The sequence below is a fragment of the Motiliproteus coralliicola genome (assembly GCF_003345655.1).
Taxonomy (GTDB): domain Bacteria; phylum Pseudomonadota; class Gammaproteobacteria; order Pseudomonadales; family Balneatricaceae; genus Motiliproteus; species Motiliproteus coralliicola.
In genome coordinates this window covers 242,001-267,772 of the sequence record NZ_QQOH01000004.1, presented here as the reverse complement: position 1 = coordinate 267,772, position 25,772 = coordinate 242,001, and the positions used below count along the sequence as shown (strand labels likewise).

21 protein-coding genes are annotated in these 25,772 nt (G+C 58.2%); 12 read left to right on the top strand and 9 right to left on the bottom strand.

Annotation, left to right across the window (positions count from 1 at the left end; all coding sequences use genetic code 11):
* Positions 1-44: 44 nt before the first annotated feature.
* Positions 45-392: a RidA family protein gene (locus DV711_RS15175; protein WP_114696567.1), complete on the bottom strand. Its 348-nt coding sequence runs from the start codon at positions 390-392 to the stop codon at positions 45-47.
* 197 nt (positions 393-589) lie between these two features.
* Between DV711_RS15175 and DV711_RS15170 the strand changes: the two genes are divergently transcribed.
* Together DV711_RS15170 and DV711_RS15165 are read left to right on the top strand one after the other, a co-directional pair.
* On the top strand, positions 590-1,519 hold the full coding sequence (locus DV711_RS15170) for a LysR substrate-binding domain-containing protein (RefSeq protein ID WP_114696566.1): 930 nt from the start codon (positions 590-592) through the stop codon (positions 1,517-1,519).
* Positions 1,520-1,702: 183 nt separating this feature from the next.
* The gene (locus DV711_RS15165; protein ID WP_243633842.1) at positions 1,703-2,707 is read left to right on the top strand and encodes a CobW family GTP-binding protein; all 1,005 of its coding nucleotides are present in this window, start codon (positions 1,703-1,705) and stop codon (positions 2,705-2,707) included.
* 17 nt (positions 2,708-2,724) lie between these two features.
* On the opposite strand, the gene DV711_RS15160 is transcribed toward DV711_RS15165, so the two are convergent.
* Entirely contained in the window at positions 2,725-3,798 is a 1,074-nt protein-coding gene (locus DV711_RS15160) for a TRAP transporter substrate-binding protein (RefSeq protein ID WP_114696564.1), read from the bottom strand.
* Positions 3,799-3,944: 146 nt separating this feature from the next.
* Here DV711_RS15160 and DV711_RS15155 point away from each other — a divergent pair, with 146 nt between their 5' ends.
* The 5 genes from DV711_RS15155 to DV711_RS15135 all read left to right on the top strand — a co-directional run bounded on the left by DV711_RS15155 (position 3,945) and on the right by DV711_RS15135 (position 10,473).
* Complete coding sequence (locus DV711_RS15155; protein WP_243633841.1) at positions 3,945-5,927, top strand: ATP-binding protein; 1,983 nt, start codon at positions 3,945-3,947, stop codon at positions 5,925-5,927.
* 35 nt (positions 5,928-5,962) lie between these two features.
* Positions 5,963-7,330, top strand: a complete 1,368-nt coding sequence (locus DV711_RS15150; protein ID WP_114696563.1) for a sigma-54-dependent transcriptional regulator — start codon at positions 5,963-5,965, stop codon at positions 7,328-7,330.
* 197 nt (positions 7,331-7,527) lie between these two features.
* On the top strand, positions 7,528-8,514 hold the full coding sequence (locus DV711_RS15145) for a TRAP transporter substrate-binding protein (RefSeq protein ID WP_114696562.1): 987 nt from the start codon (positions 7,528-7,530) through the stop codon (positions 8,512-8,514).
* 135 nt (positions 8,515-8,649) lie between these two features.
* Positions 8,650-9,165 (top strand): TRAP transporter small permease, encoded by a 516-nt coding sequence (locus DV711_RS15140; RefSeq protein ID WP_114696561.1) that lies wholly within the window; start codon positions 8,650-8,652, stop codon positions 9,163-9,165.
* 3 nt (positions 9,166-9,168) lie between these two features.
* Positions 9,169-10,473, top strand: a complete 1,305-nt coding sequence (locus DV711_RS15135; RefSeq protein WP_207802652.1) for a TRAP transporter large permease — start codon at positions 9,169-9,171, stop codon at positions 10,471-10,473.
* 88 nt (positions 10,474-10,561) lie between these two features.
* Here DV711_RS15135 and DV711_RS15130 read toward each other — a convergent pair whose 3' ends face one another.
* Positions 10,562-11,350 carry a substrate-binding periplasmic protein gene (locus DV711_RS15130; protein WP_114696559.1) on the bottom strand — a complete coding sequence of 263 codons (789 nt, stop codon included), beginning with the start codon at positions 11,348-11,350 and terminating at the stop codon, positions 10,562-10,564.
* Positions 11,351-11,841: 491 nt separating this feature from the next.
* On the opposite strand from DV711_RS15130, the gene DV711_RS15125 reads away from it, so the two are divergent.
* From DV711_RS15125 to DV711_RS15110, 4 genes are all read left to right on the top strand, one after another.
* Entirely contained in the window at positions 11,842-13,887 is a 2,046-nt protein-coding gene (locus DV711_RS15125) for a putative bifunctional diguanylate cyclase/phosphodiesterase (RefSeq protein ID WP_114696558.1), read from the top strand.
* Between the two features lie 366 nt (positions 13,888-14,253).
* Positions 14,254-14,742: a DUF2271 domain-containing protein gene (locus DV711_RS15120; RefSeq protein WP_114696557.1), complete on the top strand. Its 489-nt coding sequence runs from the start codon at positions 14,254-14,256 to the stop codon at positions 14,740-14,742.
* Positions 14,743-14,748: 6 nt separating this feature from the next.
* Positions 14,749-16,923, top strand: a complete 2,175-nt coding sequence (locus DV711_RS15115) for a PepSY domain-containing protein (RefSeq protein WP_114696556.1) — start codon at positions 14,749-14,751, stop codon at positions 16,921-16,923.
* Between the two features lie 12 nt (positions 16,924-16,935).
* On the top strand, positions 16,936-18,306 hold the full coding sequence (locus tag DV711_RS15110; RefSeq protein WP_114696555.1) for an ankyrin repeat domain-containing protein: 1,371 nt from the start codon (positions 16,936-16,938) through the stop codon (positions 18,304-18,306).
* A 67-nt stretch (positions 18,307-18,373) separates the two neighbouring features.
* Here DV711_RS15110 and torD read toward each other — a convergent pair whose 3' ends face one another.
* From torD to DV711_RS15090, 4 genes are all read right to left on the bottom strand, one after another.
* Positions 18,374-19,015: a molecular chaperone TorD gene (gene torD, locus DV711_RS15105; RefSeq protein ID WP_114696554.1), complete on the bottom strand. Its 642-nt coding sequence runs from the start codon at positions 19,013-19,015 to the stop codon at positions 18,374-18,376.
* Positions 19,016-19,095: 80 nt separating this feature from the next.
* A complete protein-coding gene (torA, locus tag DV711_RS15100; RefSeq protein ID WP_114696553.1) occupies positions 19,096-21,561 on the bottom strand; it encodes a trimethylamine-N-oxide reductase TorA in 2,466 nt (821 codons plus the stop codon).
* An 87-nt stretch (positions 21,562-21,648) separates the two neighbouring features.
* Positions 21,649-22,827, bottom strand: a complete 1,179-nt coding sequence (torC, locus tag DV711_RS15095) for a pentaheme c-type cytochrome TorC (RefSeq protein WP_114696552.1) — start codon at positions 22,825-22,827, stop codon at positions 21,649-21,651.
* Between the two features lie 48 nt (positions 22,828-22,875).
* On the bottom strand, positions 22,876-23,046 hold the full coding sequence (locus DV711_RS15090; protein WP_114696551.1) for a periplasmic nitrate reductase, NapE protein: 171 nt from the start codon (positions 23,044-23,046) through the stop codon (positions 22,876-22,878).
* Between the two features lie 296 nt (positions 23,047-23,342).
* Here DV711_RS15090 and torR point away from each other — a divergent pair, with 296 nt between their 5' ends.
* Positions 23,343-24,086 (top strand): two-component system response regulator TorR, encoded by a 744-nt coding sequence (gene torR, locus DV711_RS15085; protein ID WP_114696793.1) that lies wholly within the window; start codon positions 23,343-23,345, stop codon positions 24,084-24,086.
* A gap of 39 nt (positions 24,087-24,125) precedes the next feature.
* On the opposite strand, the gene DV711_RS15080 is transcribed toward torR, so the two are convergent.
* Positions 24,126-24,842: a DUF6639 family protein gene (locus DV711_RS15080; protein WP_114696550.1), complete on the bottom strand. Its 717-nt coding sequence runs from the start codon at positions 24,840-24,842 to the stop codon at positions 24,126-24,128.
* Positions 24,843-25,049: 207 nt separating this feature from the next.
* Positions 25,050-25,625, bottom strand: a complete 576-nt coding sequence (locus tag DV711_RS15075; protein ID WP_114696549.1) for a hypothetical protein — start codon at positions 25,623-25,625, stop codon at positions 25,050-25,052.
* Positions 25,626-25,772 lie beyond the last annotated feature (147 nt).

Here is a 25,772-nt window from a genome sequence, read left to right as displayed (position 1 = left end):
CTCATCTTATTGTTGTAGGTCATGTTTTTTGGGGGGCACAGCGTTCAAACAGCGGCAATCACCGACATCTCCACCTTGAGTTCCGGACGGGCCATCTTGGCCTCAACACAGGCGCGGGCTGGTGCATGGCCCGGGGCTACCCAGGCGTCCCAGACGCTGTTCATGGCGGCGAAATCCGCCATATCCGCCACGTAGATAGTCACCGACAGGATCTTCTCCTTACTGCTGCCGATATCCGCCAGCAACGCCTCGACTTTCTCCAGTGTGGTGGTGGTCTGACCAGCGATGTCCGCCGATTCATCCTTGGCCACCTGGCCGCACAAGTAGGCCGTCTGGTTATGGATCACTACCCGGCTCATACGGGTGCCGGTCTCGATACGATCGATCGCCATGGCTGTTCTCTCTGATTGTTTTGTTAGGTTGAATTCAGTTTGGGCTGGGCCGATCTCCGGTTCTGGGTCAGCCCCGCCCGCTCGAAAATGATTATGTTTGCATCCACTCAATAACATCCAATACCATGTTTTGATTCAGCTATCACAAAACCTTATAGACCGGCTAAGTTCAAAGTCCGGCCAAAGGAGGCAAGTCCATGAATGCCAAGCAGTTAAATGCGTTTCGCGCGGTGATGCTGTCGGGCAGCATGGTGGGCGCCGCCAAGATGCTGTTTGTATCCCAGCCGGCGATCACCCGGTTGATCAAGGATCTGGAGGATAGCTGTGGCTTCGAACTGTTTGAGCGCCGCAACGGGCGGCTATTTGCCACCCCCGAAGGGCACGCCCTGTATCAGGAGGTGAAAAGACACTTTCTGGGGCTGGATAACCTGGCCCAGATGGCGGCGCAGATACGGATGAATAAAACCGGTCGACTACGGGTGGCCTCAATGCCGGCGCTGGCCCACAGCATCCTACCCAGCACCCTGAGCCGCTTTCTGCGCGACCGTCCCGACGTGTCGATGACCCTCACCCCCGGAAGCACGCTCGAAGTCGCCAAGCTGGTGGCGGCACAGCAGTTCGATCTCGGGGTGGTGATGCTGCCGATCGACAGCAGTGACGTGCGCTTCGGCCCCTGCTTTCGGGTCGATTGCCGGGTAGTAATGCCCAATGACCACCCGCTGACAGCACTGGATCAGATCGAACCCATACACCTCGACGACCAACCCTTCGTCGCCATTGGCCATGAGAATACCCTGACCCGGTACCGGATCGATGCCACTTTTGCTGCGGCGGGCATACGCCCTCGTGCCGATCTTGAAACACCGCTGTACATCACCGCGCAAGCGTTGGTGCGCGAGGGCCAGGGCGTATCGATCATCGACCCCTACACAGCGAACCTGTTTGAGCAGCAAGGCGGCAGCTCCCGCCCGTTCAACCCGGCCATCCCGTTTTACTTCGGCTTTATTTTTCCGCTGCATCGTCAGCCATCAACCCTGGCCGAGCAGTTTATCGAGGTCTTTATCGAGCAGAGCAAGTCGCTGTTCCCACTGCATCCGGCGGATCCGGATCATATCGATCTACGCTAGAGCGTCGTTGCTGCCTAGCAGATTGGCGCATCTAGCCTGCTGTTATACCATAACGCCTGTTGATATGAGCCCCAGCAATCCCACCGCTAGTAGCCAACCCTGCAACGGCTGAGTCGCTGCCGGCTTGGGCTCGATCCAAATACCTAACCGATGCCCGATCGCATTCAACCCGAGAACAGTTCCGTGACGAAAATTCTGGCCGTACCCACCAATATCCTGACCGGCTTTTTAGGCGCGGGAAAAACCACCGCGATCCTGCAACTGCTGGAGCAGAAACCGGCCGATGAGCGCTGGGCGGTGCTGGTCAACGAGTTCGGCGAGATCGGTGTCGATGGCAGCCTGTTCGAAGGCCAACACGGCGAAGAGAGTGGAGTCTTTATCCGCGAAGTCCCCGGCGGCTGCATGTGCTGCGCCGCCGGTCTGCCGATGCAGATCGCACTGAACATGCTGCTCAGCCGGGCCAAGCCGGACCGGCTGTTGATCGAACCGACCGGCCTCGGTCACCCGCTGGAGGTAGTCCAGTCGCTATCGGCCGAGCACTACCGCGACGTGCTGTCGCTGCAACAGATCATCACCCTGGTCGATGCCCGCCAACTGGACGACAGCCGCTACACCGATCACCCCACCTTCAACCAACAGATCGCCATCGCCGACCTGATCGTCGGCAACAAGCAGGACCTTTACCAGACCGGTGACCACGCCAAACTGGAAGCCTATGTGGCGAAGCAGGCCAAACCCGACGTCCCGGTGCTATTCACCGAACAGGGCGAGCTGGCACCGGAGCTGCTGAACGGCGCCTCCCGGGCGGCGATGCCCGAAACGGATGGATACGGCCACCATCACCACAGCTCAGCGCCGGGTCTCTCCGAAGCGCCCATCCCGGACAGCGGTTTCCTGAAAGCGGAGAATCAGGGCGAAGGGTTTGAGAGTATCGGTTGGCGCTTCAACGCCGACGAAATTTTCGATCGCGCCAAGCTGATGAATTTCCTCAGCGGTCTGGATGCCGAGCGGATGAAAGCGGTATTCATCACCGAAGAGGGGATCTTCGGCTACAACCTGACCCGCGATGCCCTGACCGAGATCGAACTCGACGACAGCCTGGAAAGCCGCATCGAGATTATCGCCCCCGCAAGAGATTCGAGCTGGGAGACTGAGTTGATGGCCTGTCGGGTAAATCCGACCAGCTAACAGCGGCTCATCAAGATTTAGTGGGCGATCGCCTGCGCCCTCAAATCCAGCACTTTACCGACCGTTCGGTTCCAGTTCGCCGCACAATCGGGTCCGCAACGCTGGGCCCAACGCGGCAACACCACTTCTCGGGCGATCTTGCTGCGGGCCGCTAGGTCCGCATCGGACGGGGTAAACAGCTCCATGTTACCGACCTCTCCGATCGGGCAAGGACCGTCGGAGAGGCAGGACAGCGCGATCGCATCTTCGGTGGCAGTCTCGCGCCACATATTGTCGGTCAGTTGCGCCAGCTCACGCTGCAACAGCGACTTCTGCTCCGGGCTAAGCCGGTTCCACTTGTTCAGATTCATGGCACCGAACGCCAGCCCCCAGCCAACCCTTAGGGTGAAGCCGTAGGGAGCCACCTTGTAGAGCTCACCGGTGTAGGCCGACATGGTGCCGGTGATCACGCAATCGAAGATCCCACTCTCCAACGCATCGGACACGTCATTGAACGGTGCGCTGACCGGCACCCCACCGGCTCCTTCAATAAAGTCGCCCAATGTGGTCAGGAACACCCGCACATGCTTGCCCTTCAGGTCGGCAACACTGCGCACCGGACTGCTGCACCAGAGCATCTGACTCGGGAACGGATACAGCATCATCAGCTTGGCGTTGTACTTCTCTGCAAATGCCAGCTCCAGAGTATGGAAATAGGCATCGGCAACCTGGCGCTGCACCGCGATGTTCTGCACCAGGGATGAGAGGTCGGCGCCTTCGAAAATCTCACTCTCGGGGACCACATAGCCAGGCAGGCCAAAGGCAAAATCGAACACCCCCTTCTTCACCAACCGCATGATCTCGAAACCCTGCAGGCCCAGTTCGGTATGGGGTTTAATCTCACCGACGATGGTCCCTTCCGACACCTCGGCGATATGCTGATTCCAGAATGGTCCTTCGTGCTTCTGGTAGTTGGTGAAATAGTCCCAGGTACCGACCGCTTTGATGATCTGGGTGTCGCCGGCTTTAAGCGGCAAGCTGATCAGAGCAAGTGCCAGGCTTAAGGCCAACGAGCGAGCCCGTATGCGAGAGTGTTGTGATAACCATTTCATAAGTAACTGCGAGACTTGCCTTAATCAGATCGCTATTTACAGGCACCAGAGTAGCCTGATTCCAACCGATTAACTACGTCAGCCAATGGATGGCTGCTATTCGACGGCAGGGATTTTTCCATCCCGCTTTCTCATTCGGTGGAACCATGGCGTATGATGCAAAGCAGACCGATCAAGGCAGTTTTTCTATGACTCGAAGTCGTCGGCTGGGGATCCGTGGCCGCTTTTTCATCGCATTTTGCGCCCTGAGCGCACTGACCCTGCTGGCCAGTATCATCAGCTGGGTCTCCTATAATCGCCTCGGTGACGAACTCAATCAGGTGGTCGAGGACAATATCCAAACCCTCGGGCTGATGGCCGATCTGCGCGAGCATGGTAGTAGAATCACCCTGCTGGCCCCGACGCTCTTGGCTGCCGGTGATGACCCCGGCCGCCAGCAGATCTGGCAGCAGCTGCATCAGAACATCACCGCCATGACCGACCTGCTGCCGCAGATCGCCGACCATACCCGTGATCCAGAGACGATCAGTAGTCTGGTTGATCGGATCGCCACACTCAGGTCCACCCTGGCAGCACTGGATACCAATGTGCTGGAACGATTTGCGGTGCAGCGGCAAAAAGGGGCGGAAAACCAACGCCTGCGCTGGATCGCCTCCAACTTCCTGAACGAGATCAACCTATTGGCCGACAACGCCCAGAAGAGCCTGGCCAGCTACTACAACCAGGATTTCCCGGATTCCTGGATTGTGATCAACAGCCTGGGACAGCCACAGGCCAGCAATCTCAAGCTGGATCTGCAGCGGCTGTTTCAGATCAAGGCCGACGTCAACCTGCTGATCAACCTGGTCGATCGGGCCCAGCATCTGCCGGACCTGAACTCATTGATCGCCACCCAGACCCATGCCGATGAGATCACCCGCCAGATCCAGCAGGCGATCCAGTCTCTGGGCAATATCCAGGGCGCCCAGACTCTGAAGCAGACCATCACCAATATCGTCTTCCTGACCCATGGCGACAACAACATGTTCCGGCTGCGAAGCCAGGAGCGCGCAACCCTGGAGGCAGGCCAAGGGCTGCTGACCCAGATGGGGGACGAGCTGGAAGGGCTTAACCATCTGATCGCGCTACAGACCAACCGGATCGAGGAGTCGGCCCAGGCCTCGGTGATCAGCGCCCGCGAAACCATCCAGAAAGGCCGTTTCTGGATGCTGCTGATGGTGGCGATCAGTTTGCTGTTCTCGATTCTGGTGGTCTGGCTCTACGTCGGCCGCTACATGGTGGCGCGGATCACCAGCCTGGACGCCAGCATGCGCTCGATCGCCAACGGCCATCTGGAGGAACCGGTGTCGGTCAAAGGCAACGATGAGATCGGCGCCATGGCGCGCTCGCTGATCAGTTTCCGCGACCAGCTCAGCACGCTGCAGGAGGAGCTGGTGCAGGCCGGTAAGTTGGCAGCGCTGGGACAGCTGTCCGCCGGTATCGCCCACGAGATCAATCAACCGCTGTCGGCCATCGGCCACTACTCCCACAACGGCGTGCGACTGCTCAATGCCGGCCGACTGGAAGATACCGAGAAGAACTTCAATCAGATCGCCAATCTGACCAAACGCGCCACCACCATAATCACCCGGCTCAAATCGCTGGCCCGCAACCAGCCGGTCAATCTGGTGGTGGTCGACCTGAACCGGGTCATCGACAACGTGTTGATGCTGCTCGAGGGCGATGAGGTCCGTAAGCAGACCCAAATCGAGATTAGCTTCGATCAGGCCGAAAATCGGGCCAAAGCCGATGCGGTCCAACTGGAGCAGGTGATCCTGAACCTGATCACCAATGCGCTGGACGCGATGAACGAGCAGGCTGACAAGCGGATCTGGATTGACTGTCGCCATCATGACGATCGGATTGAGATCGATGTCAGCGACAACGGCCCCGGTATCAGCGACGCGCTGCGCGAGCAGATCTTCGAGCCCTTCTTCACCACCAAGCGGCGCAACCAGAGTCTCGGGCTCGGGCTGTCCATTTCGTATAACATCATCAAGAATTTCGGCGGCAGGCTGACGGTCAATGACGACCATGACAGCGGCGCCAGTTTCCGTATCCAGCTACCCCGCCATCAACGCGATAAGTAACGAAATAAGTAATCAGAGAAATAACGAGACAAGTCATGAGTGCAGTCACCCCCACCGGCCAGGTCATCATCATCGACGACGAAGAGATCGTCCGCGAGTCGATGATCCAGACCCTCGATCTGGAGGGTTACCAGGCAACGGCGGTGGAAGACCCACGGCAGGCGCTGGAGCAGCTATCGATGGACTGGCAGGGTGTGGTCATCTGCGATGTTCGGATGGACATCATGCATGGACTGGAGGTGTTGCAGAAGATCCTCGAGATCGATCCGGAGATTCCGGTGATCATGTTCAGCGGTCACGCTGATATCGCCATCGCGATCCAGGCGATCCGCCAGGGCGCTTACGATTTCCTGGAGAAGAACGACGATCCGCAGCACCAGCTCAATACGGTCGAGCGGGCCTGGCAGAAGCGCGAACTGGTGTTGGAGAACCGACGACTACGGCAAAGCATCGATGGCCAGAGCCAGCTCGATCATCGCCTGGTCGGCCAGACCGAGGCGATGGTTCGACTGCGCGACACGGTGATGCAGTTGGCCCAGATCGATGTCGATCTGATCATCCACGGCGAGACCGGCACCGGCAAAGAGGTGGTGGCGCGCTGCCTGCACGATTTCAGTCCTCGCAAGGACAAGCCCTTTGTGGCCCTCAACTGCGGCGCGGTGACCGAGTCAGTGATCGAGAGCGAGCTGTTCGGCCACGAGGCCGGCTCCTTTACCGGCGCCAACAAGCAGCGGATCGGCAAGATCGAACACGCCAGCGGCGGCACCCTGTTTCTGGACGAGATCGAAAGCATGCCGCCATCACTGCAGGTTCGACTGCTGCGGGTACTGCAGGAACGGACCCTGCAACGACTCGGCGGCAATGCCGAGATTCCGATCGATATCCGGGTCATTGCCGCCAGCAAGGTCGACCTGCGCCAGGCCGCCGATCAACACAGCTTCCGTGAGGATCTGTACTACCGCCTAAACGTCGCCAACATCGACATTCCCAGCCTGGATCAGCGCAAGGACGACATCCCCTTGCTGTTCACCCATTTCGCCGAGCAGGCCAGCCAGCACTACGGCCGCGAACGCAAGCCGGTACCCGAGCTGCTGCTGCAACAGCTGAGCCTGCAATGCTGGCCCGGTAATGTTCGCGAGCTGCGTAATGCCGCCGAGCGCTGGGCATTGGGACTACCGTTTACCGGCGAAACCCTGCTCAACCAGGCCCCGGCCTCGGTACCGACCGAAGGTAATCTCGACGACCTGATCGCCAGTTACGAGCGGGAGGTGATCATCGCGGCGTTGAAAGCCCAGAACGGCCAGATCGAACTGACCGCCCAGGCGTTGGGTATCCCGCGCAAGAAACTCTATCTGCGGATGAAAAAGTACCAGCTCGAGCGCGGTGATTACTTCGACGGCTGAGTTAAAACTGACACGTCGACGGTTCTACCGACGTGTCAAAAGTGACTCATTCCAAGCTTATCAAGACCATCCAGAAATTCCTAATTCATTGTTTTAAAAGAAACTATCTCTTTTTTCAGATCTGGCCCCTGGCTTGCAATAGCTGATACAGCAACCGTCTTCGGTATTGCTTAATCACACAGATCTGGAGAACAACAATGAAACGGTTTACCCAAACAACAGCAGCTCTGCTCGCCTCGATTCTGACCCTGGGAGCAACCAGCACCGCTTCCGCCGCGACCCGCTGGGATATGCCAACACCCTACGGTGACGGAACCCACCAAACCCAGGTGGCCCGAAGCTTTGCCGAAGAGATCAACGCTAAGGCCAACGGTAAGCTGACGGTTAATGTTCATTCCGGCGGTTCACTGATCAAGCACCCGGAGATCCACCGCGCGGTCAAAACCCGTCAGGTGCCGATCGGTGAGGTCTTTATCGGTCGCCTTGGCAACATCAATCCGATCTTCAAACTCGACAATATTCCGTTCCTGGCCACCGATTTCGACAGCGCCGAGAAGCTCTACCAAGCCTCTAAGCCGGCCCTCAACAAGGCCCTGGCCAAAGAGAACCTGATTCTGCTCTACACCTCCCCCTGGCCCGCACAGGATCTGTACTCGAACAAGCCGGTTAACAGCCTGGCCGACCTGTCAGGCATGAAGATGCGCTCCTACAGCCCAACCACCTCACGGCTGGCCGATCTGATGGGGACCACACCGGTCAACATCCCATTCAGCGATGTGGCGCAAGCGTTCACCACCAACGCGGTGGAAGCGATGATCACCTCCCCCAGCACCGGCGTGAACAGCCAGAGCTGGGATTACATCTCGCACTTCACCACCATCCATGCCTGGATTCCGAAGAACATGGTGTTCGCCAACAAGCGCGTGTTCGACCGCCTGGATCAAGCGACCCAGCAGGTGATCCTGACTGCGGCGGCCAATGCCGAGAAGAAGGGCTGGGCTCTGGGTCGCAAGCTGGCCGTTGAGCATACCGATGCCCTGGCCGAGAACGGCATCAAGGTAACCGAGCCTAGCGCGCAACTGGTTTCCGAACTGGAGAAGATCGGCGCCACCATGATTGATGAGTGGCTCAACGAAGCCGGTAACACCGGCAAGAGCGTGATGGACTCCTACCAGTCGATGTAAGCCTCACACGAGAATACGAGGGTAGTCATCCGCCACCAAGTGGATGGCTACCCCACGATCTCTGCCATCAAAACGATAAAAAAATCCGGCGCATTGAGCCATTCATCGATGCACTAACCGGATCGGTACACGACCATGTTGACGCTGAAAAAGTACTTCTACACCTCCTCGTTGGTGCTCTCAGGCACCTGTCTAGTGGTGATGACCCTATTGATTCTTGCCCAGATAACCGCCCGTTTCTTTGGCGTTATCATTCCCTCCTCAGAAGACTTCGCCGGCTGGCTGCTGTCGGCCACGATCTTTTTCGGTCTGGCTTATACCTTCAACAGCGGCAACCATATCCGGGTCACGATCCTGCTATCGCGGCTCAGCGGCCCCAGCCGCCGCCTGGTTGAATTCTTCAACCTCAGCGCCGGCCTGCTGATCAGCGGCTACCTGGCCTACTACACCGCCTACACCGCCTATGAGTCCTACATCTACAACGATGTGACCGACACCTATCTGGCCGTTCCGCTGTGGTTGGTACAGCTGCCGATGGCACTGGGCTCGGTGTTCTTTTTTATCGCCATCACCGACAGCTTCCTGGCCGCCCTGCAGGGTAAAACGCCCGGCTTTATCGCCCATGAAGAAGCCCTGGGCAGTACGGAGTAAATCATGGATATCTCAATCGTAGGCGCCATCGTCGTCGTCAGCATGCTGCTAATGCTGACCAGCGGTATCTGGGTTGCACTGACCCTGACTGGTATCTCGGTCATCGGCCTGGCTTTAATTGGCAATGACAGTATCGGTCTGCTGCTGGGAACCTCATCTTGGAGCGCCGTGACCGGCTGGTCGCTGACCGCACTGCCGTTATTTATCTGGATGGGTGAAATTCTGTTCCGCACCCGGTTGTCGCAAGACCTGTTCGAAGGCCTATCCCCGCTGCTGTCAAAATTTCCTGGCAAGCTGTTACACGTGAATATTCTTAGCTGTGGCATCTTCGCGGCGGTTTCCGGCTCTTCGGCAGCAACGGCCGCGACCATCGGCCGGATGACCCTGCCGGAGCTTTCCCGCCGCGGTTATGACGATGCCATGTCGATCGGTACCCTGGCCGGTTCCGGCACCCTCGGTCTGCTGATCCCGCCGTCGATCATCCTGATCGTCTACGGCGTCTCAGCCGAAGTCTCGATCGCCCGGCTGTTCCTGGCCGGCGTCTTCCCCGGTCTGGTACTGATTCTGCTGTTTATGGCCTTCACCGCCATCTGGACCCTGATCCAAGGGCGCAAGGGCAAGACCGCCGACAATGTCAGTTACAGCTTCGCCGACAAGGTTCGGTCGCTGAAAAAACTGATCCCGATCGTGTTTCTGATCACCGCCGTACTGGGCTCGATCTACCAAGGCATCGCCACCCCCACCGAAGCCGCCGCATTTGGCGTGGCCGGTTCGCTGCTGCTGTCAGCCTTGTTGGGCAGTTTCAGTCTTAACGGGCTGCTGGACAGCATCGCCGGGGCGGTGAAAAACTCCTGCATGCTAGGGCTGATCCTGGTCGGTGCCCACTTTCTGACCCTGGCGATGGGCTTTATCGGCATCCCCAATGCACTGGCCAGTTGGATCGCCCAACTAGGCCTGTCGCCGGTGGAGCTGATCATCTACCTGACCATCTTTTTCGTGGTGCTGGGGTGCTTCCTCGATGGCATCTCGGTGATCGTATTGACCACTTCGGTGGTGCTGCCGATGGTGACCCAGGCCAATATCGACCTGCTTTGGTTCGGTATCTTCCTGGTGCTGGTGGTGGAGATGTCGCAGATCACCCCGCCGGTGGGTTTCAATCTGTTCGTGATTCAAGCCCTGACCGGCAAGAACATCTTCTATGTCGCCAAGGCTGCGCTACCGTTCTTCTTTATGATCGCGCTCGCCATCGTGCTGATCACCCTCTACCCGTCGATCGTGCTGTACCTGCCGACAATGATGACGTCCTGACCCTTAGGTCTTGCTGTCAATTCAAAGCCCAAAAAAAGCCCGCCGGTGCTCAACCGCGGCGGGCTTTTTTCCATGATGGAAACGAAAACTAGGGGGCTTCCGGCAGCTCTCCGATATAACGGTTGACCACCTCTTCTACTCCACCTTCGGCTTTCAACTTATCCAGCGCTTCCTGTAGGCAGGCAATGGCCAGCGGGTCGGTGGCGGGGTGAAACGCCACCCCCATCTCTGCCTCGCTGAAGACATGGATCACTTCGTAGTCGGCAGCATTATCGCCTAGCTGCTTCATGTAGTAGAAGGTGGGCATTTCGGCGTACGCGATGGCATCCAACCGCCCACGAATCAGCTGAATCACCAGATTATCCGCATAGCTGGTACGCTGGATGGCCAGCGGATTGACCCCGGCTTCGAGCAGCAGCTGCTCACCGATGTCGTCTTTCACCGTGCCGATTCTCAGATCGTTCATATCTTCCACCGAGCCGATCCGCAGTTGCTTGTCGCGCTTGGCGATCAGCGCCACCTTGATAGGAACGATCGGTCCGACGAAGGTAAAGAGCTTTTCCCGCTGCGGTGTGATGGTGGTGGAGAACAGGCCGTGATCCGGTCGGATCTGAATGGTCCGGTAGGAGCGGGCCCAAGGCAGGAACACGATATTTTCAGCATCGACCTTGGCCCCCAGACGTTGAAACAGGGTTAGCAGGATCTCCGTCGTCATACCGGTCGGAGTGCCCTGCTCGCCGACGAAGTTATAGGGCGCATAATGCTCGCTCAACCACTGGATCTGCTCCAGCGACGAAGCACAGCCATCTTCAAGCGCGTCCGCGTTCGCCCTTCCCAATACCAGCACCAACAACAGTGCCCATAGATACCGATGCATGGCAGTTAACCTCTGCGACTGATTTCCGGACAGCAACCAAGAACCTTAGCCTCAATAACAGCCCCAACAGTATGGGTATAGCAGCTTCGCGCGCACTTCGTTGGAAAGATCTCGGCCATCGACATCTATCATCCCGACCGAGGTGGGGCTGACGACCGATTTTCGGGTGATTCCACGGCCGCTACGGGTGCAGATCAGGGAAGGGATGACACTCAGGGCCAACCCGACCAAACCGGATTAAATCGATATTAATCAACAGACTAAGACCGAACTTTCTACCCGGCTGCTGATCAACAACATGACGATTAGGTGAATTTTCCGCTCTCAACCTCAGGGTGACAGCGAAATCGGCAACTCTGCTCTAGAATCAATTTATGGTTCGTTGCGTTCCCCCATTCAGATAACCGCCTCGATAATCCCCGCTAAGGATGATTTAATCCGATCAATGGCCTGGACTTGCTGTTGTTGTAAAAATCGATAGGGATATTGGTATGCCAGAGCAACATGCACTCAACCCCCGCCGGCTGGTGATCACCACCAGCATCAGCGCCTTGGTTTTCCTGCTGGCCATGTCGTTTCTGTTCTACCAGGGCAACCGGATGGATGCCCACCACGTGCCCCAGATGCATGCGGTGATGAATATTAAGCTGGAGGCGACCACCGCGCACCTGTGGTTCGAAGAGATTCTCTCCGGCGATCGCAACGAGTCGATGAGCTCGGTATGGACCCATATCGATCAGGCGGACTGGTATGCCGAAGCCCTGCTTCGCGGAGGCCGCCGAAACAATCACACCTATCAGCCCCTGAATGAGCCGGCATTGCGTGAGGCAATCACCCTGGTCAGGGCCAAGTTGGAGAATTTTCGTCAGATCGCGGTCCAGCGTTACGAGAACCTCAGTGGTTCTGAAGCCGGTTCGGATCTTGACCAGGAGTTCGACCGGGTGTTCCAGTCCTTTATCCACGAGGCCGACTTTGTCCAGCAGGATATTCAAGGCCAGATCGCCGCCGACTTGAGGCAGTTCAAAATTGCCGGCGGCGCCATCCTGGTGCTAGCAACCCTGCTGGCGCTGCTGTTCAGCGTGGCCCTCTATCAGCGCGAACGGCAGAAACAGCAACTACTGCAGTCGCTGTCGGAATCCAATCACGAGATCGAGCAGAAGAATCTGGAACTGAATTTCCGCGCCAACTATGACCCGTTGACCCAACTCCCCAACCGGACCCTGTTCACCGACCGCCTGGCCCAGACCATCTTGGAGTCAAAACGGATGGAGACCAGCTTCGCGCTGTTGTTTATCGATCTGGATCACTTCAAGACCACCAATGATCGTTACGGTCACCAGGCCGGTGATCAGCTATTGCAACAGACCGCCGTGCGGATCAGTCGCTGCCTGCGCGAACTGGACACCGCCTCCCGGATCAGTGGTGACGAATTTATGGTGCTGCTGAAAACCCTCAAGGGCCAGAGCCATGCCGTCGAGACAGCCCAGGAGATCGCATCGCGCCTGACCAGTGAGATGAGCCAGCCGTTTCGGCTCGGCGAGGTGACCTCCTATGTCACCGCCAGCATCGGGGTGGCGATCTATCCCGACGACGGCGATAACGCCGAAGCCCTGATGTTGTCGGCCGACTCGGCCATGTACCACGCCAAGGAGATGGGTCGGAATCGGTTTGAGCTGCATAGCCAGTCGCTGTCGACCAGCGTACAACAGCGCATCACCATCGAACACGACCTGCGTGAAGCCCTGCAGGAACGCCAGCTGATCGCGTATTACCAGCCCCAGTGGGAACTGCAGACCAAGGAGATCACCGCCCTCGAAGCCCTGGTACGCTGGCAACATCCAGAGCACGGCCTGATCGCCCCGGACCAGTTTATCGAGGTGGCCGAGAAGATCGGCCTGATCCACCTGATCGACTACCTGGTGCTCGAAGATTCCCTGAAGCAGACGCTGCGGTGGCACGCCCAGGGCTTCAAGCTCAAGCAGGTGGCCGTCAACATCTCCCCCTACACCTTCCATCGGCAGGACTTCCTCAGCACCGTGGTCGAGCTGCTGACCCGGCATCAGGTCAGCGGCGACTCGCTGGAGATCGAGATTACCGAGCACGCGCTACTGGAAGACAGCGACTACAGCCGGGAAGTGCTGGCCAACCTGAAAAAGCTGGGGGTGACGATCGCCATCGACGACTTCGGTACCGGCTTCTCATCGATGAGCTACCTGCGCGACCTGCAGATCGATACGTTGAAGATCGACAAGAGCTTTATCGACCAGTATCAGGACAATGCAGCCACCGGCATCATCCTGCGCAACATCATCCAACTGGGCCGTTCGCTGGGATTAAACGTGGTCGCCGAAGGGATAGAGACCGAGCGCCAGGAGCAGGACCTGACCCGCTTCGGCTGCCAGACCGGTCAAGGCTATCTGTGCGCCAAGCCGCTGCCAGTCGAACAGATCAATGCCCAGTTCGTCCCGGCCAAAGCCAGTAACGTGCTGACCCTCAAACCCAACTGCAAACAACGCAGTAACGGATTACATGACTGAGTCACATCCAGTCACGGTAGCTGTGCCTGACGGGCAATCCGTCAGGGTTTAATGCCACAACTACTCGCAAGCGGTTGAAATTCATACAAAGAATCACGAAGCAGCTATTGCTGTACACGTAACACTACCTACTCTAATAGCTACCAAAGCACGCTAACCATTCTCATTATCTATTGAAATACGATTCTCAATATTGATAATAGTGTTTCGAAAAATAATAACTCCAATTCTTATTCAGGCTTTTCCCTGTCCATAGCGCCACGTTGAGGCCCTGGACATCAACAGTGATCAGCTGACTTATTCCGCACTCTCCCTGCCGTCAGGTCTGGGGGCGGGCACCTTTTTAACATTCACTGGAGACCCACCATGTTGCTTTCACTACCGGCCCAATTACGTAAGTACCTTCTTGTCGGCGCATCGCTGCTGGCCTTTGCCCTTCCGGCTCAGGCGAAAGAGGCGGTCGTACTGGTGCAACTGAACGAATACAACGGTCCCGAAGCCTACTTCCACGTTTACCTGGTCAACCCCAAGGGCAAGTTCGACCGTACGTTGTGGGTTTCTGGCCCGGACAAGATCTGGTGGCCCGACTCCAAGCGCTGGTTTGGCTACCACAGCCGCGCCCGTGAGGATGTCGACGGCATCACCGGCGCCTCCACTGCGCCGGGTGCGCGTTCGGTGATGCGGATTGATATCGATCCGGCGCTGGTGGATGCCGGCTACAAGCTGCGGGTTGAGACCTCGGTTGAGAATGCCGACAACGTTCAGACCGATGCCGAGGTTGATCTGACCAAGGCCAACCAGCGACAGAAGATCGCCGGCACCGGTTACGTCCGCTACATCCGCTACAAGCTGTAATTGACCATGTGGCGTCAGACACATCGCTGGGCCGGAGTTGCCCTCAGTCTGTTGCTGGTCTTCTTGGCCGTGACCGGGTCGATCCTGTCGATCGATCCAATCCTGAAGCGATTCGACCGCAACGTGCACGAGCTCGGTGAGCTGACCGTGGGTGATGTGCTGCGCCTGTCCGCCAAAAAGAATCCCTATTTCGAGATTGATCGCGTCCGTATCGATTATTCCGGTCGGGTGCTGCTGCGCGGTGCCGATGCTGCGGGCTCTCGCGAAGTCCCGTTCAATCCCCACAATGGCCGTTTGGCGCGCAAAGATCGCCCCAATCCCTTTATGGATCTGGTCAACAGCCTGCACCGCAACCTGGCGCTGGGACCTGACGGTCGCCAGATCACCTTGATCGGCGTGGTGGCGATGCTGCTGCTGACAATCACCGGGCTGACCCTGCTGGCCCGCCGGCTCGGCGGCTTTGGTCGGCTGTTTACCAAGGTCAAAGGTCGGGGAATGGACAAATGGCACACCCTGATCGGTCGCCTGCTGGTGATACCGCTGTTTGTCACCGTGCTGTCGGGAACCTGGATGTCGCTGGTCTCCAACGGCATCGTACCTTCGGGTGTCGATGATGGTCCGACCTATCCCGAGTCCAGAATTGAGGCGGACCCGGTCCCTGCCACCGATCTGGCGGTGTTCGATAGCATCAAACTCAGCGAACTGACCGAACTCAGTTTCCCGATCTGGGCCGACTGGTGGGATGTCTACGTGCTGCGCCAAGGCGGTACCCTGAGCTTTATCGACCGCCAGTCGGGTGAGATTATCGGCCAGGAAAGCGTACCGGCACTGACCCAGGTGCTGGACCTGTTCACCCTGCTGCACACAGGCCAGGGTGCGTCGACCTGGGGCGCGATCGCCGGGCTAATCTCGCTATCGGTACCGTTCTTCGCCATCACCGGGGTGGTGATCTGGCTGCGTCGTCGTCATCCGCGCCCACGGGGTATGGTGTCGATGGGGTCGGCCGAGATCGTGATTCTGGTCGGTTCCGAAACCGGTACCAGCTGGGGCTTTGCCTCGCACCTGGCGCAACAACTGCGCGATGCCGGTAAAGCGGTCTATCTGGGCGGCATGAACCACACCTGCCAGCTACGCGAGGACACCACCCTGCTGTTGCTGGCCGCCACCTACGGCGATGGCACCCCGCCCTCGGGCGCATCCCAATTCCTGGATCGGCTGCCCGGCTACCAAGGGGCTAACCAGTTTGCGGTACTCGGCTTTGGCGACAAGGCCTTCCCGGCCTATTGCGCCTTTGCGATCGAATGCCAACAAGCACTCGAGGCTTCCGGCCGCGAAAGTCTGTTGCCGATGGGCGATATCAACCGTCGCTCGGCCCAGGCCTTCACCGCCTGGGGCCATGCCATTGCGCCCAAACTGGGGCTGGATGCGCTGGTGCTGGATTACACCCCGCCGCGACCGAAGACTCGTCAGTTGGAGTTGGCCGAACGAGAGAACTTTATCGGTTACGACGGTGCACCGTCGGCGATTCTGCGTTTCCGCGCGCCGAAACGCCGCCGTCTGCCGGGCTTCCAGGCCGGCGATCTGATGGGTATCGTGCCGCCGCAAGATCCGATAGCACGACTCTACTCGCTGGCTTCCTCCAAACGCGAAGGCATGGTCGAGCTGTGCGTGGTCAGCGTCGACGGTGGTATCTGCTCCAACTACCTGCTGGGGCTGGAGCCCGGTGACTGCGTCGACGCCTACGTCGAGCACAACCCGGATTTCCGACCGGCCCGTCGTGCGCCCACCATTATGATCGGCGCCGGCACCGGCATCGCTCCATTCGCCGGCATGATCCGCCAGAACCGCAACCAGCCGATGGAGCTGTTCTTCGGACTACGGCACCCCGATCACGATTTCTACTACCGCGACGCCATCGAACAATGGCAGAGCGACGGACGCCTGACCGGCTTCCACCCGGCCTTTTCTCGTCACGACGATCAGGCCTACGTCCAGGACCGCCTGCGCGGTGCCGGCGATACCGTGGCCAACCACCTGCGTGAAGGCGCAACGATCATGGTCTGCGGCTCGTCCCGCATGGCCCGCGCCGTGGCCGAAGAGATTGACACCATTTCCGCCAGCATAGGGCTCAGCCTTGCCGAATTGCGCCTATGCGGCCGTTATCTTGAAGATATTTACTAAGAGGACCCTGCAATGAAACTCGGAACCTTGCTTTCCACCTTCGCGGTGACGGCAATGCTCGCCACCGGCGCGCACGCCAAGAACCCCTTCCTGACCAAGAAGTTCTGGAAGGAAGCCACCATCGAGGACGTGCAGGCCAAGCTGGACGAAGGTTACAGCCTGCTCGAGAAACAGAAGATCGGCCGTCAGGGCCTGCACTACGCGCTGCGCGGCAAAGCCTCGATCGAGGTGATGCGTTGGCTGCTGGAGCAGGGCCTGCCTTACCGTCCCGAAGGCGGTAAAGGAGTGTACGCCGAGCTGTACGCCGCCCGTTACGGCGATCTCGAGCTGATCAAACTGTTCGCCGAATTCGGCGCCGACTACCAGGTCAGTGATTACATGGGCGAGACCCCGCAATACTGGCTGTCGAAGAACAAAAAATTCCGTCCCGGCATCGTCGAATACTTCGAGGAGATCGGTCTGGACTTCAACGAGCAGAACCGTCTGGGCATCACCCCGCTGGGCGCCTTCGCCTACAACAAGCGGGCGATGAAGATGTTCGAACTGCTCGAAGACAAGGGCTACGATCCGGGCTATATCGACGGTGAAGGCCGCGACCTGTTTATGCGCGCGCTGACCTCCAACGACAACGTCGAGATGCTGGAGAAGTTCTACAACATGAGCGAAGACCCGGAAGTGGCCGACAACTACGGCTACGCTGGTGTGCTGCTGACGGTCGCCGACGAGGCCACCTCCGAAGAGCGTCTGGCCTTCCTCGAGAGCAAGGGCTACGACCTGACCATCACCAACGACCGTGGCCAGACTGCGCTGCACATGTTGATGGCCAACCGCGAAGAAGAAGCCGAGGGCTACGACGCGCTGATGAAGCGTGGCTTTGACGTCAACGCGGTCGACAATGCCGGTAACACACCGTTGCTGCTGGCGCTGTCGTTCAAGGAGCCGGCGGTAATCGAAACCCTGCTCGATGCCGGTGCCAAGCCCACCGCCGCCAACGACAAAGGCGTTACTCCACTGCTGGCCGCGCTGCTGCGTGGTGACGATTTCACCGCTGTAATTGACCGCCTGATCGCCGCGGGTGCCGACCTGTCCGCCAAAGATGCCAAGGGTGGCACCGCCCTGACCTACGCGGTCAAGGGTGGCCAGCCGATCGAGCTGCTACAGAAGATTGTCGATGCCGGTGTCGATCTGAATGCCAAGGACGGTGAGGAAACCACCGCGCTGATGCACGCCGCGCTGCTGGGCAAAAAACCGGAAGTAATCGAGTTCCTGCTGGCCGCCGGTGCCGACAAGTCGATCAAGGACGTGTTCGATGACACCGCGGCTCAGATGGCAATGGACAACGCTGCGCTCAAGGGCAGCCAGGTGATCGCCAAGCTGCAGTAAACGGAACAGAAACGAACAACGGGGCTCCCTTGGGTGCCCCGTTTTTGTTGATACCTTCTCGAGTAATTCAGTCACTCAGAAAGGTCTGATCCAGTCGCAGGTAGGCCAACAACAGCATCGCCACCTTAGGGTAGAAGAAGGTCTGCTTGAGCTGCTGGGTTCGCTCGACAAAGGCCGGTACCCAGCTCATCAACTGCTGCTCGATAAAACTCAGCTGCTTCTCGAGCAGCATGCCCTGCTCGGCATCGGAGCTCGAATTCACCCCCTGCATCACCAGGTTGCCCAGATAATCCAACATGATCGCCAAGTGATCGGCCGGTTCGTTCATCCCCTCGTTAACCGCCAATCCTTCGGACTGGAGCAGGTCGAGCATATCCAGGTGGGGTTGCTGGTACAGCAGGCCGTCGTCGGACAGATAGACCGAGGCATAGGGTAATGCCGAACTCTTCTGATCCACCAGAAAGCACTGGGTAAAGTCAGCCGCCAGTTCCAGCCGGGGCTGGTCCTGCGCTGCCAGCTGCTGCAATACCTGCTGCAGCGCGCCGACCTCTTCGCTCAAGCCGTTATCCGCCAGCCCCTGCAGAAAGTCGCGACCTTCCTCACCGCAATAGGCCTGCAGCTGTTCATCGTTCAGCTCGCTGGCAAACAGGGTCGAAAACCACCAGTAGATACTTGCCCGCGTTTCTGACAATTCGCTGAAACTGTTCATGAGATTCCTCGCTTTTCAGAGCGTTGGCGGCCCTTAGGACCGCCGTTGATTGTGGACGCCATTAGCGGCCGAACTTCTCGCTAGCGGACTTCCACCGGGCCACCGAAGGCGGTCACCGGGGGCACCTCGCCGACATATTTCTCGATCTCGACCAGACAGGTGTTGGCGCTGGTGGCCTGGGACAGCTTGGAAGCCCCCAGATCCTGGGTCACGGTGTTCGGATCGCCGTAGGTATCCAGCGCCCCGATCGACTCGTCCATCGGTCCGTACCAGGCCCCTTCGTGGATCCTTACCACCCCGGTGGCGAAGTCGTCGGTGACACGCGCCCCGGCCAGCAGCTGGCCGCGATCGTTGTAGACCCGCACCAGATCACCATCACGGATACCGCGACGACGGGCATCTTCCGGACTTAGGTAGATAGGCTCACGACCCCGCACGCTGTAGGTGCTGCGGTAGGCTTCGGATTCGCACATCTGCGAATGCAATCGCTGGTCCGGGTGGCAGGATTGCAACCACAGCGGGAAGCGGTCGGAGCCGGGCCCACCGTGGGAGCGCTCGCTCTTTTCGAACCACATTGGATGCCCCTTGCAGTTATCGTAGCCGTAGCGGTCGATCTTACGGCTGAAGATCTCGATAAAGCCGGACGGGGTACCCAGTGCCTTCAGCTCCGGATCGTCGCGGAAAGCGGCGTGGCGGGTCCAGGGCTTGCCGGCACCGAAGTCGACATAGCCCTCATCCCAGAACTGGGCGAATTCCGGCATCGCGAACTTGCCCTTGTTGGCGTCGCGACAACCCTCGTAGAGTTCGCGCAGCCATTCCATCTCGCCCTTACCGCGGCTGTACTCCTTGTGCTTGCCGAAACGACGGCACAGATCGGTGAAGATGTGGAAATCGGTACGGGACTGGAACAGCGGGTCCACCAGTCGCTGCATCGCCAGGATGCCGCGGGTACTGTAGGAGCCGTACTGGTCGATATCGTTACGCTCGAACTGGGTACAGGCCGGCAGCACGATGTCGGAGAAGCGGCACGAGGCGGTCCAGTTGAAGTCGATCGTGACCACGGTTTCCAGATTGCGGAACGCCTGCTTCATCCGGTTTCGATCCTGGTGGTGGTGCCAGGGATTACAGCCGGAGATCACCATCATCTTCAGGTTCGGCAGCGTCACCTTGCCGCCGTTGTAGTCGATCTTCTTGCCCGGTTCCAGGATCGCATCGACCCAGCGCGCCACCGGAATAGTCTTGCTGTAGCCGTTGAAGTCGTCGTTGTCGTGGATCGGCTTCTGGCCCTGATCCGGGTTACGCGGGAACGCGCCTGGGCCGCTGGCGCCGGAGGAGGGCACCCCGATCGAGCTGTAGTGGTGGGCATAACTGACCCCGCCACCGGGTTGACCGATCTGACCCAGCATCGCCGCCAGCACCGCACCCATCCAGTAGGGCTGCTCGCCGTGCTGCTGACGCTGGATGCACCAGCCAAACAGCAGCTGGGTCCGATCCGCCGCCATCGCCCGGGCCAGTTCCCGGATCACCTCGGCCTCGACGCCACAGATCTCAGCGGCCCACTCCGGGGTCTTCTCGACCTTGTCTTCGGACTCGCCCAGCAGGTAGGGCACGAAGCGCTCGAAACCCAGACAGTAGGTATCGAGGAATTTCTGATCGTGCAGTTTCTCGGTATAGAGGGTGTGGGCAATCGCCAGCATCATCGCCACATCGGTCTGCGGGTTGATGTACTGCTGCTCGCAGCCGAGGAACTTCTGGGTCTTGCTGCGCACCGGGTCGATACTGACCACCCGGATCTCGCCATCGGCGACCTTCTGCTTCAGCTGGTCGAGGTAGCGGTAAGATTCGTGGGTCTCGCAGGCCCAGCCAACTTGCAGGTTTTTCACCGGGTCGTTGGCCCAGAGCACGATCAGCTTGCTGTTCTCCAGGATCAGCGGCCAGGAGGTGCCCTGGGCGTAGACCTCGGTGGAACCCAGCACGTAGGGCAGGATGGTCTGGCCGGCGCCGGTGGAGTAATCCCCCACCTTCTTGATGAAGTTGCCGTGCATCGCCACCGCCCGCTGCATATGGTTACCGCAGCTGTGCAGCTGGCCGGTCTGACGCCAGCCGGTCTGACCGGCGTGTAGCGCCCAGGGGCCGTATTGGGTCTGGATTCGTTCCAGCTCTTCATGGAACAGGTCGAGCGCCTCGTCCCAGGTCACCCGGATAAAGCGGTTGTCACCGCGCTGGCTGGTGTCGCTGTTATGGCGGTTCTTGTACCAGTCGTAGCGCACCATCGGATAACGAACCCGCGACGGGCTGTAGATGATCCCCTCGATACCGTTGAGCATATCGGTGGGGTGGGAATCCATCTCGAACGGCTTCACCTCAACCACTTTGCCGCCGTAAACCCGGGCCCGGAAGGCACCCCAATGGGAGCCGGTTATCCGCCAGATACCGGGGTCGTTCTGCGCCGCTTGCGCGCTGCGAACCAGCAGGCTGGGTCCAACCATCGAAGCCGCCGATGAAGCCAGGATGCCTTTTAGAAAATTACGTCTGTTGATGGACATAATGTGCTCCTTAAATTTTCAAATTCGTTCTGCTTCAGTGAGCTGAAGAGCGCGACTTACGGCCATCCCTGCCCGCGCGCCGGGGTTTCAATGCTTGTCGTCGGAGAAGTCGGACGAGTGTTTCTGCAGGTACTTCAGGATCACCGCCTGGCTGTCACCGTCGAGGTTGACGAAGGACAGCATGCCGTTGAACATCCCCGGCCAGGTGTTGGCGTCGAAGTGGTTCTCATCGGGCTGGGTGTGGCAGACGCTACAGCTGCTCTGGTAAGTCTCTTTGGCATAGTCCCAGATCATCTCGGTGGACTCGGCCAGGGAACCGGCCCGCATCCAGACCACCGCGTTGATCCGCTCCCACTCCAGACCGGTCATGTCGTCCTCTTTACGCTCGAAGCCGGAGACCAGTTGATCGTTCTGGGCCGCCGCCTTGGACAGGTGGCCGGAGGAGATATTGAAGCCGAAGTCTTCGTTGATCACCCGACCAAAGCCCTTGGTCCGGCGCCAACCGCTCAGCTCGACCTTGAGGCTGTCACCGTCGATCTCCAGTACCTTGACCGGGGTAGCCGCATTCAACTGACCGGCTTCCACCGCCAATTGCGGGTCTTCGTAGATCGGTAGCTGACGGATGCTGTAATAGGTTTTACCGGTGTCGAAGCCGGATACCGCGGCACTCTGCTCCAGCTGGGCAAAGGCTTCGGAGACCCCTTCGAGCATGTCCGGCAGTTCGTGGGCGATGCCCTTATGGCAATCCAGACAGCTCTGGTCACGCTCGGCGGCGCGACGCATCTGCACCTGGGCTTTCTCCGACATGTTGTCGAAGTTCATGCTGTTGTAATCGTGGCAGTTGCGGCACTCCAGCGACTTGTTGGCCGAAAAGCGCTGCCATTCGTGCTGCGCCAGCTCGAGCCGCTTGTCGAGAAACTTCTCGCGGGTATCGATGGTGCCGAACAGCTTGCCGAACACCTCTTTGCTGGCTTGCATCTTACGGGCGATCTTGTCGGTCCAGTTGTGAGGGACGTGACAGTCGGGACAGGTGGCCCGAACACCGGAGTTGTTGGACCAGTGTACGGTCTCTTGCAGCTCCTGATAGACGTTGGCCTCCATCTCGTGACAGCTGATGCAGAACTCTTCGGTATTGGTGGCTTCCAGCCCGGTATTGAAGGCACCCCAGAACACCACACCGGCCATAAATCCGCCCAGCGTCAGCACACCCAGACTCAGGTGGGTGCTCGGCGAGCGGATGATTTTCCACATGGAAGGAATAGACATGATTTCACTCCAGAATAAGTTTCGAGGCGACGGATTCGCGCAGGCCGATCAGAAGTGGCCCGGAGGGCCCATCAGCAGTTGCATCATCCAGACGACAAAGCCGTAACCGGCAATGCCCAGCACGGTCAGCAGCGGGATAGCCAGCGCAGAGATCAGCAGAAACGCCTTGGTTTCCTGGACTGCGCTAACCTCGTTTTTGGTTTCAGAGTTCGTGTTCATAACAACCTCACTCGGGCGTTAAGCGTGAATCGGTAGCGGGGTGAACCGGCGACCACCATTGCAGGAGAGGTCGGCAGTCGCCGGCACCACATGCCATTAACTTCTGTATGGGTTTAATGCTAAAGCGAGGGTGTGAACGGGTCTGTCGGCGGTTATGTACAGGCGGGAACGAAATATGAAAAATTGTTAACAGAAATTGACCTGGGACGATGCCATCCCGGCAAAACCGGGTATCCTTGCCGGCAGTGGTCGAGCAAATCCCGCTGCCGTCACCCGCCGCACAGAGTGAAACCGACATGAGCACAAGCTACCAACCGGCACCGACTTACCATGTTCTGGTGGTCGAAGATGATCCGATCACCCGGCTCAAGTTGAGCGGCTATTTCGAGAATGCCGGATACCGGGTCAGCCAGGCTGGCAGCGGGGTCGAGATGCGCGAGGAGCTGGCCAAGGCCGAGATCGATCTGGTGCTGCTGGATATCAACCTGCCAGGGGAAGACGGCCTGGCACTGACCCGCGAGCTTCGCGGCCAGTCCAGCATCGGCATTATTCTGGTTACCGGCCGCACCGATACGGTGGACCGAATCGTGGGATTGGAGATGGGCGCCGACGACTATGTCACCAAGCCGGTGGAGCTGCGCGAGCTGCTGGTGCGGGTCAAGAACCTGCTGTGGCGGATCTCACTGGCGAGCCAATCCGAAGCCCGACAGCCGGAGGTTGAAGAGGACAGCGACATCCTGCGCTTTGGCGACTGGCGCTTCGATATCCCGCGCCGCAAGCTGTGCTGTGGCGATCAGCCGGTCAAGCTGACCAAAGCCGAGTACGAAATCCTGGTGGCCTTTGTCGCCTACCCCAACCGGGTCCTGAGCCGTGAGCGCCTGTTGAACCTGATCAGTCATCGGGTCGACAGCCCCAGCGATCGCACCATCGATGTGCTGGTTCGGCGCCTGCGCAATAAGATCGAAATCGATCCGAAAGCCCCGGAAGTACTGATCACCGTCCACGGCGAAGGCTACCTGTTTGCCGCCGAGGTGAACTAAGCCGACTCTTAGCAGCGCTGTTTCACAGACCGCAAACCCTCAAGGCACCGAGATATACAACCATTTGTGATTCAACAGCAGCGTGATAAACGGCTGCGGATCGCTCAACTGGGTCAGGTGCAGGTAGGACTTCACCGCAAAGCCGGTGGGATTGAAGGCCATGTAGGTCACGCTGATCTCATCGCCGGATTCCCAAGGCCCCGTCTCTTCAGACGAAATAATCTGCTCACGCTTCGGCGCCGCTAAGACACCGAGCTGGGTGGCATGGGCGATATATTCGTGGGCGGTATTGTTCCACTTCTCCTCGACGTCGACGGCGTTCTGGTGAAAGACCGCATGAGCCAACTCATGGGCGATAGCGCCGATATAATGCTCCTCATCAAACGCCATCTTGTACATCTGCGGCGACTGATTGCTGTTCAATACAGAGGGCAGCGACATAATTCGGACCCGCTCGCTTTGGCGGTCGTAACTGCCAAAGGCCTTGTAGCCGCCCGAGTTAATCTGATGCTCGATGATGTCGACCTGGATCGGCCTTTGAGGCTTCATCTGGTATCGGCCCAGAAACTCGAACGTCCTGTCGGCGGCCGTGCAAACATAGTCGAGCATGCTGTCATTGGATGAAGAGAGGGAAACTTGCGGGATGTTGTCGCAGCGATACTGAGCGGCGGAGGCAGGCGACGCCGAAAAGATGGGGGCTAATAGCAGCGACACCAGGGCGATGATCGAACGCTTCGGGTGGTTTCTGTGCATCATCAACTACCCCCTATTTCAAATCTACCGCACCGCTAGAACGGTCTGGACCGAGTTGTTAAAACAGCAGGGAGTATAGTTGAAGGCCTTGTATGGCGAGGGCTGGCTGCTTGTTAGTGACGGATCAAAAAATAGTCAGGAATTTAGTTGTTGATGTAACACTTGCCATAACAGGCGGCATACTCGTAGCAAAGCGAAGAATCTGGCGCCCTAGTTGATGGCATTGTTAAGTTCTCGTTGGTATTTGTTCAGCCCTTCCCGAACCCCCAGACACAAATCTTTTACAGGGTAGATCTCGTCCTTAAGATTAATATCCGATTTTCCAAGATTGCTCATTTCGTCGTAATACAGATTGATAGTGCCAAGGTGTTTCCAATACTTATCGATTTCAGAATCAATTAAAACGCCATCAAGCCAAGAGGCATAAAATTCGATATTGTAAAGTGATTCTGTTAACCGCCTAAGATCCGACTCTCTATACATACCATCTAGTGCTTTTGGCTTAAACACTTTCCATTCTGTGCAAAAATCCCGATATGCTTCCTGAATGTATTCGACTTCCTTTTGTTTGGCTTCTAGATAAACCGCATCGTTTTTTCGCTCAGCCACAAAGTAATTTGCTAAAGGCGTAGCAATTACAGTTACCAATGCGACTCCGATAGATAATACTGGTATGTATCGCTCCTTCCAGGGATCGCCTTCAACATGTTTGTCTATTGCCCGCCGGATACTGGCAAAGAACCCCTCCTTCTTCATCAGTTCGATGATGCGATCGTTATCAGACATTGCTGTATCTTCTTTTTTTAATTTAGCATCTTAATAATTGGCCCTTGCAAGGAAGACTTCCTTGCAAGCTTGGCCATACCTTCCAATGTATAAAGGAAAAATCATCCATCAACGCAGCAAAATCTATCAGGCCCAGTTCGCCCAATT

Bases quoted from the DNA above. Each gene is read 5' to 3' on its own strand.
- DV711_RS15175 (WP_114696567.1), bottom strand. From the start codon at position 392: ATGGCGATCGATCGTATCGAGACCGGCACCCGTATGAGCCGGGTAGTG.
- DV711_RS15170 (WP_114696566.1), top strand. From the start codon at position 590: ATGAATGCCAAGCAGTTAAATGCGTTTCGCGCGGTGATGCTGTCGGGC.
- DV711_RS15160 (WP_114696564.1), bottom strand. From the start codon at position 3,798: ATGAAATGGTTATCACAACACTCTCGCATACGGGCTCGCTCGTTGGCC.
- DV711_RS15155 (WP_243633841.1), top strand. From the start codon at position 3,945: ATGGCGTATGATGCAAAGCAGACCGATCAAGGCAGTTTTTCTATGACT.
- DV711_RS15150 (WP_114696563.1), top strand. From the start codon at position 5,963: ATGAGTGCAGTCACCCCCACCGGCCAGGTCATCATCATCGACGACGAA.
- DV711_RS15145 (WP_114696562.1), top strand. From the start codon at position 7,528: ATGAAACGGTTTACCCAAACAACAGCAGCTCTGCTCGCCTCGATTCTG.
- DV711_RS15140 (WP_114696561.1), top strand. From the start codon at position 8,650: ATGTTGACGCTGAAAAAGTACTTCTACACCTCCTCGTTGGTGCTCTCA.
- DV711_RS15135 (WP_207802652.1), top strand. From the start codon at position 9,169: ATGGATATCTCAATCGTAGGCGCCATCGTCGTCGTCAGCATGCTGCTA.
- DV711_RS15130 (WP_114696559.1), bottom strand. From the start codon at position 11,350: ATGCATCGGTATCTATGGGCACTGTTGTTGGTGCTGGTATTGGGAAGG.
- DV711_RS15125 (WP_114696558.1), top strand. From the start codon at position 11,842: ATGCCAGAGCAACATGCACTCAACCCCCGCCGGCTGGTGATCACCACC.
- DV711_RS15120 (WP_114696557.1), top strand. From the start codon at position 14,254: ATGTTGCTTTCACTACCGGCCCAATTACGTAAGTACCTTCTTGTCGGC.
- DV711_RS15115 (WP_114696556.1), top strand. From the start codon at position 14,749: ATGTGGCGTCAGACACATCGCTGGGCCGGAGTTGCCCTCAGTCTGTTG.
- DV711_RS15110 (WP_114696555.1), top strand. From the start codon at position 16,936: ATGAAACTCGGAACCTTGCTTTCCACCTTCGCGGTGACGGCAATGCTC.
- torD (WP_114696554.1), bottom strand. From the start codon at position 19,015: ATGAACAGTTTCAGCGAATTGTCAGAAACGCGGGCAAGTATCTACTGG.
- torA (WP_114696553.1), bottom strand. From the start codon at position 21,561: ATGTCCATCAACAGACGTAATTTTCTAAAAGGCATCCTGGCTTCATCG.
- torC (WP_114696552.1), bottom strand. From the start codon at position 22,827: ATGTCTATTCCTTCCATGTGGAAAATCATCCGCTCGCCGAGCACCCAC.
- DV711_RS15090 (WP_114696551.1), bottom strand. From the start codon at position 23,046: ATGAACACGAACTCTGAAACCAAAAACGAGGTTAGCGCAGTCCAGGAA.
- torR (WP_114696793.1), top strand. From the start codon at position 23,343: ATGAGCACAAGCTACCAACCGGCACCGACTTACCATGTTCTGGTGGTC.
- DV711_RS15080 (WP_114696550.1), bottom strand. From the start codon at position 24,842: ATGATGCACAGAAACCACCCGAAGCGTTCGATCATCGCCCTGGTGTCG.
- DV711_RS15075 (WP_114696549.1), bottom strand. From the start codon at position 25,625: ATGTCTGATAACGATCGCATCATCGAACTGATGAAGAAGGAGGGGTTC.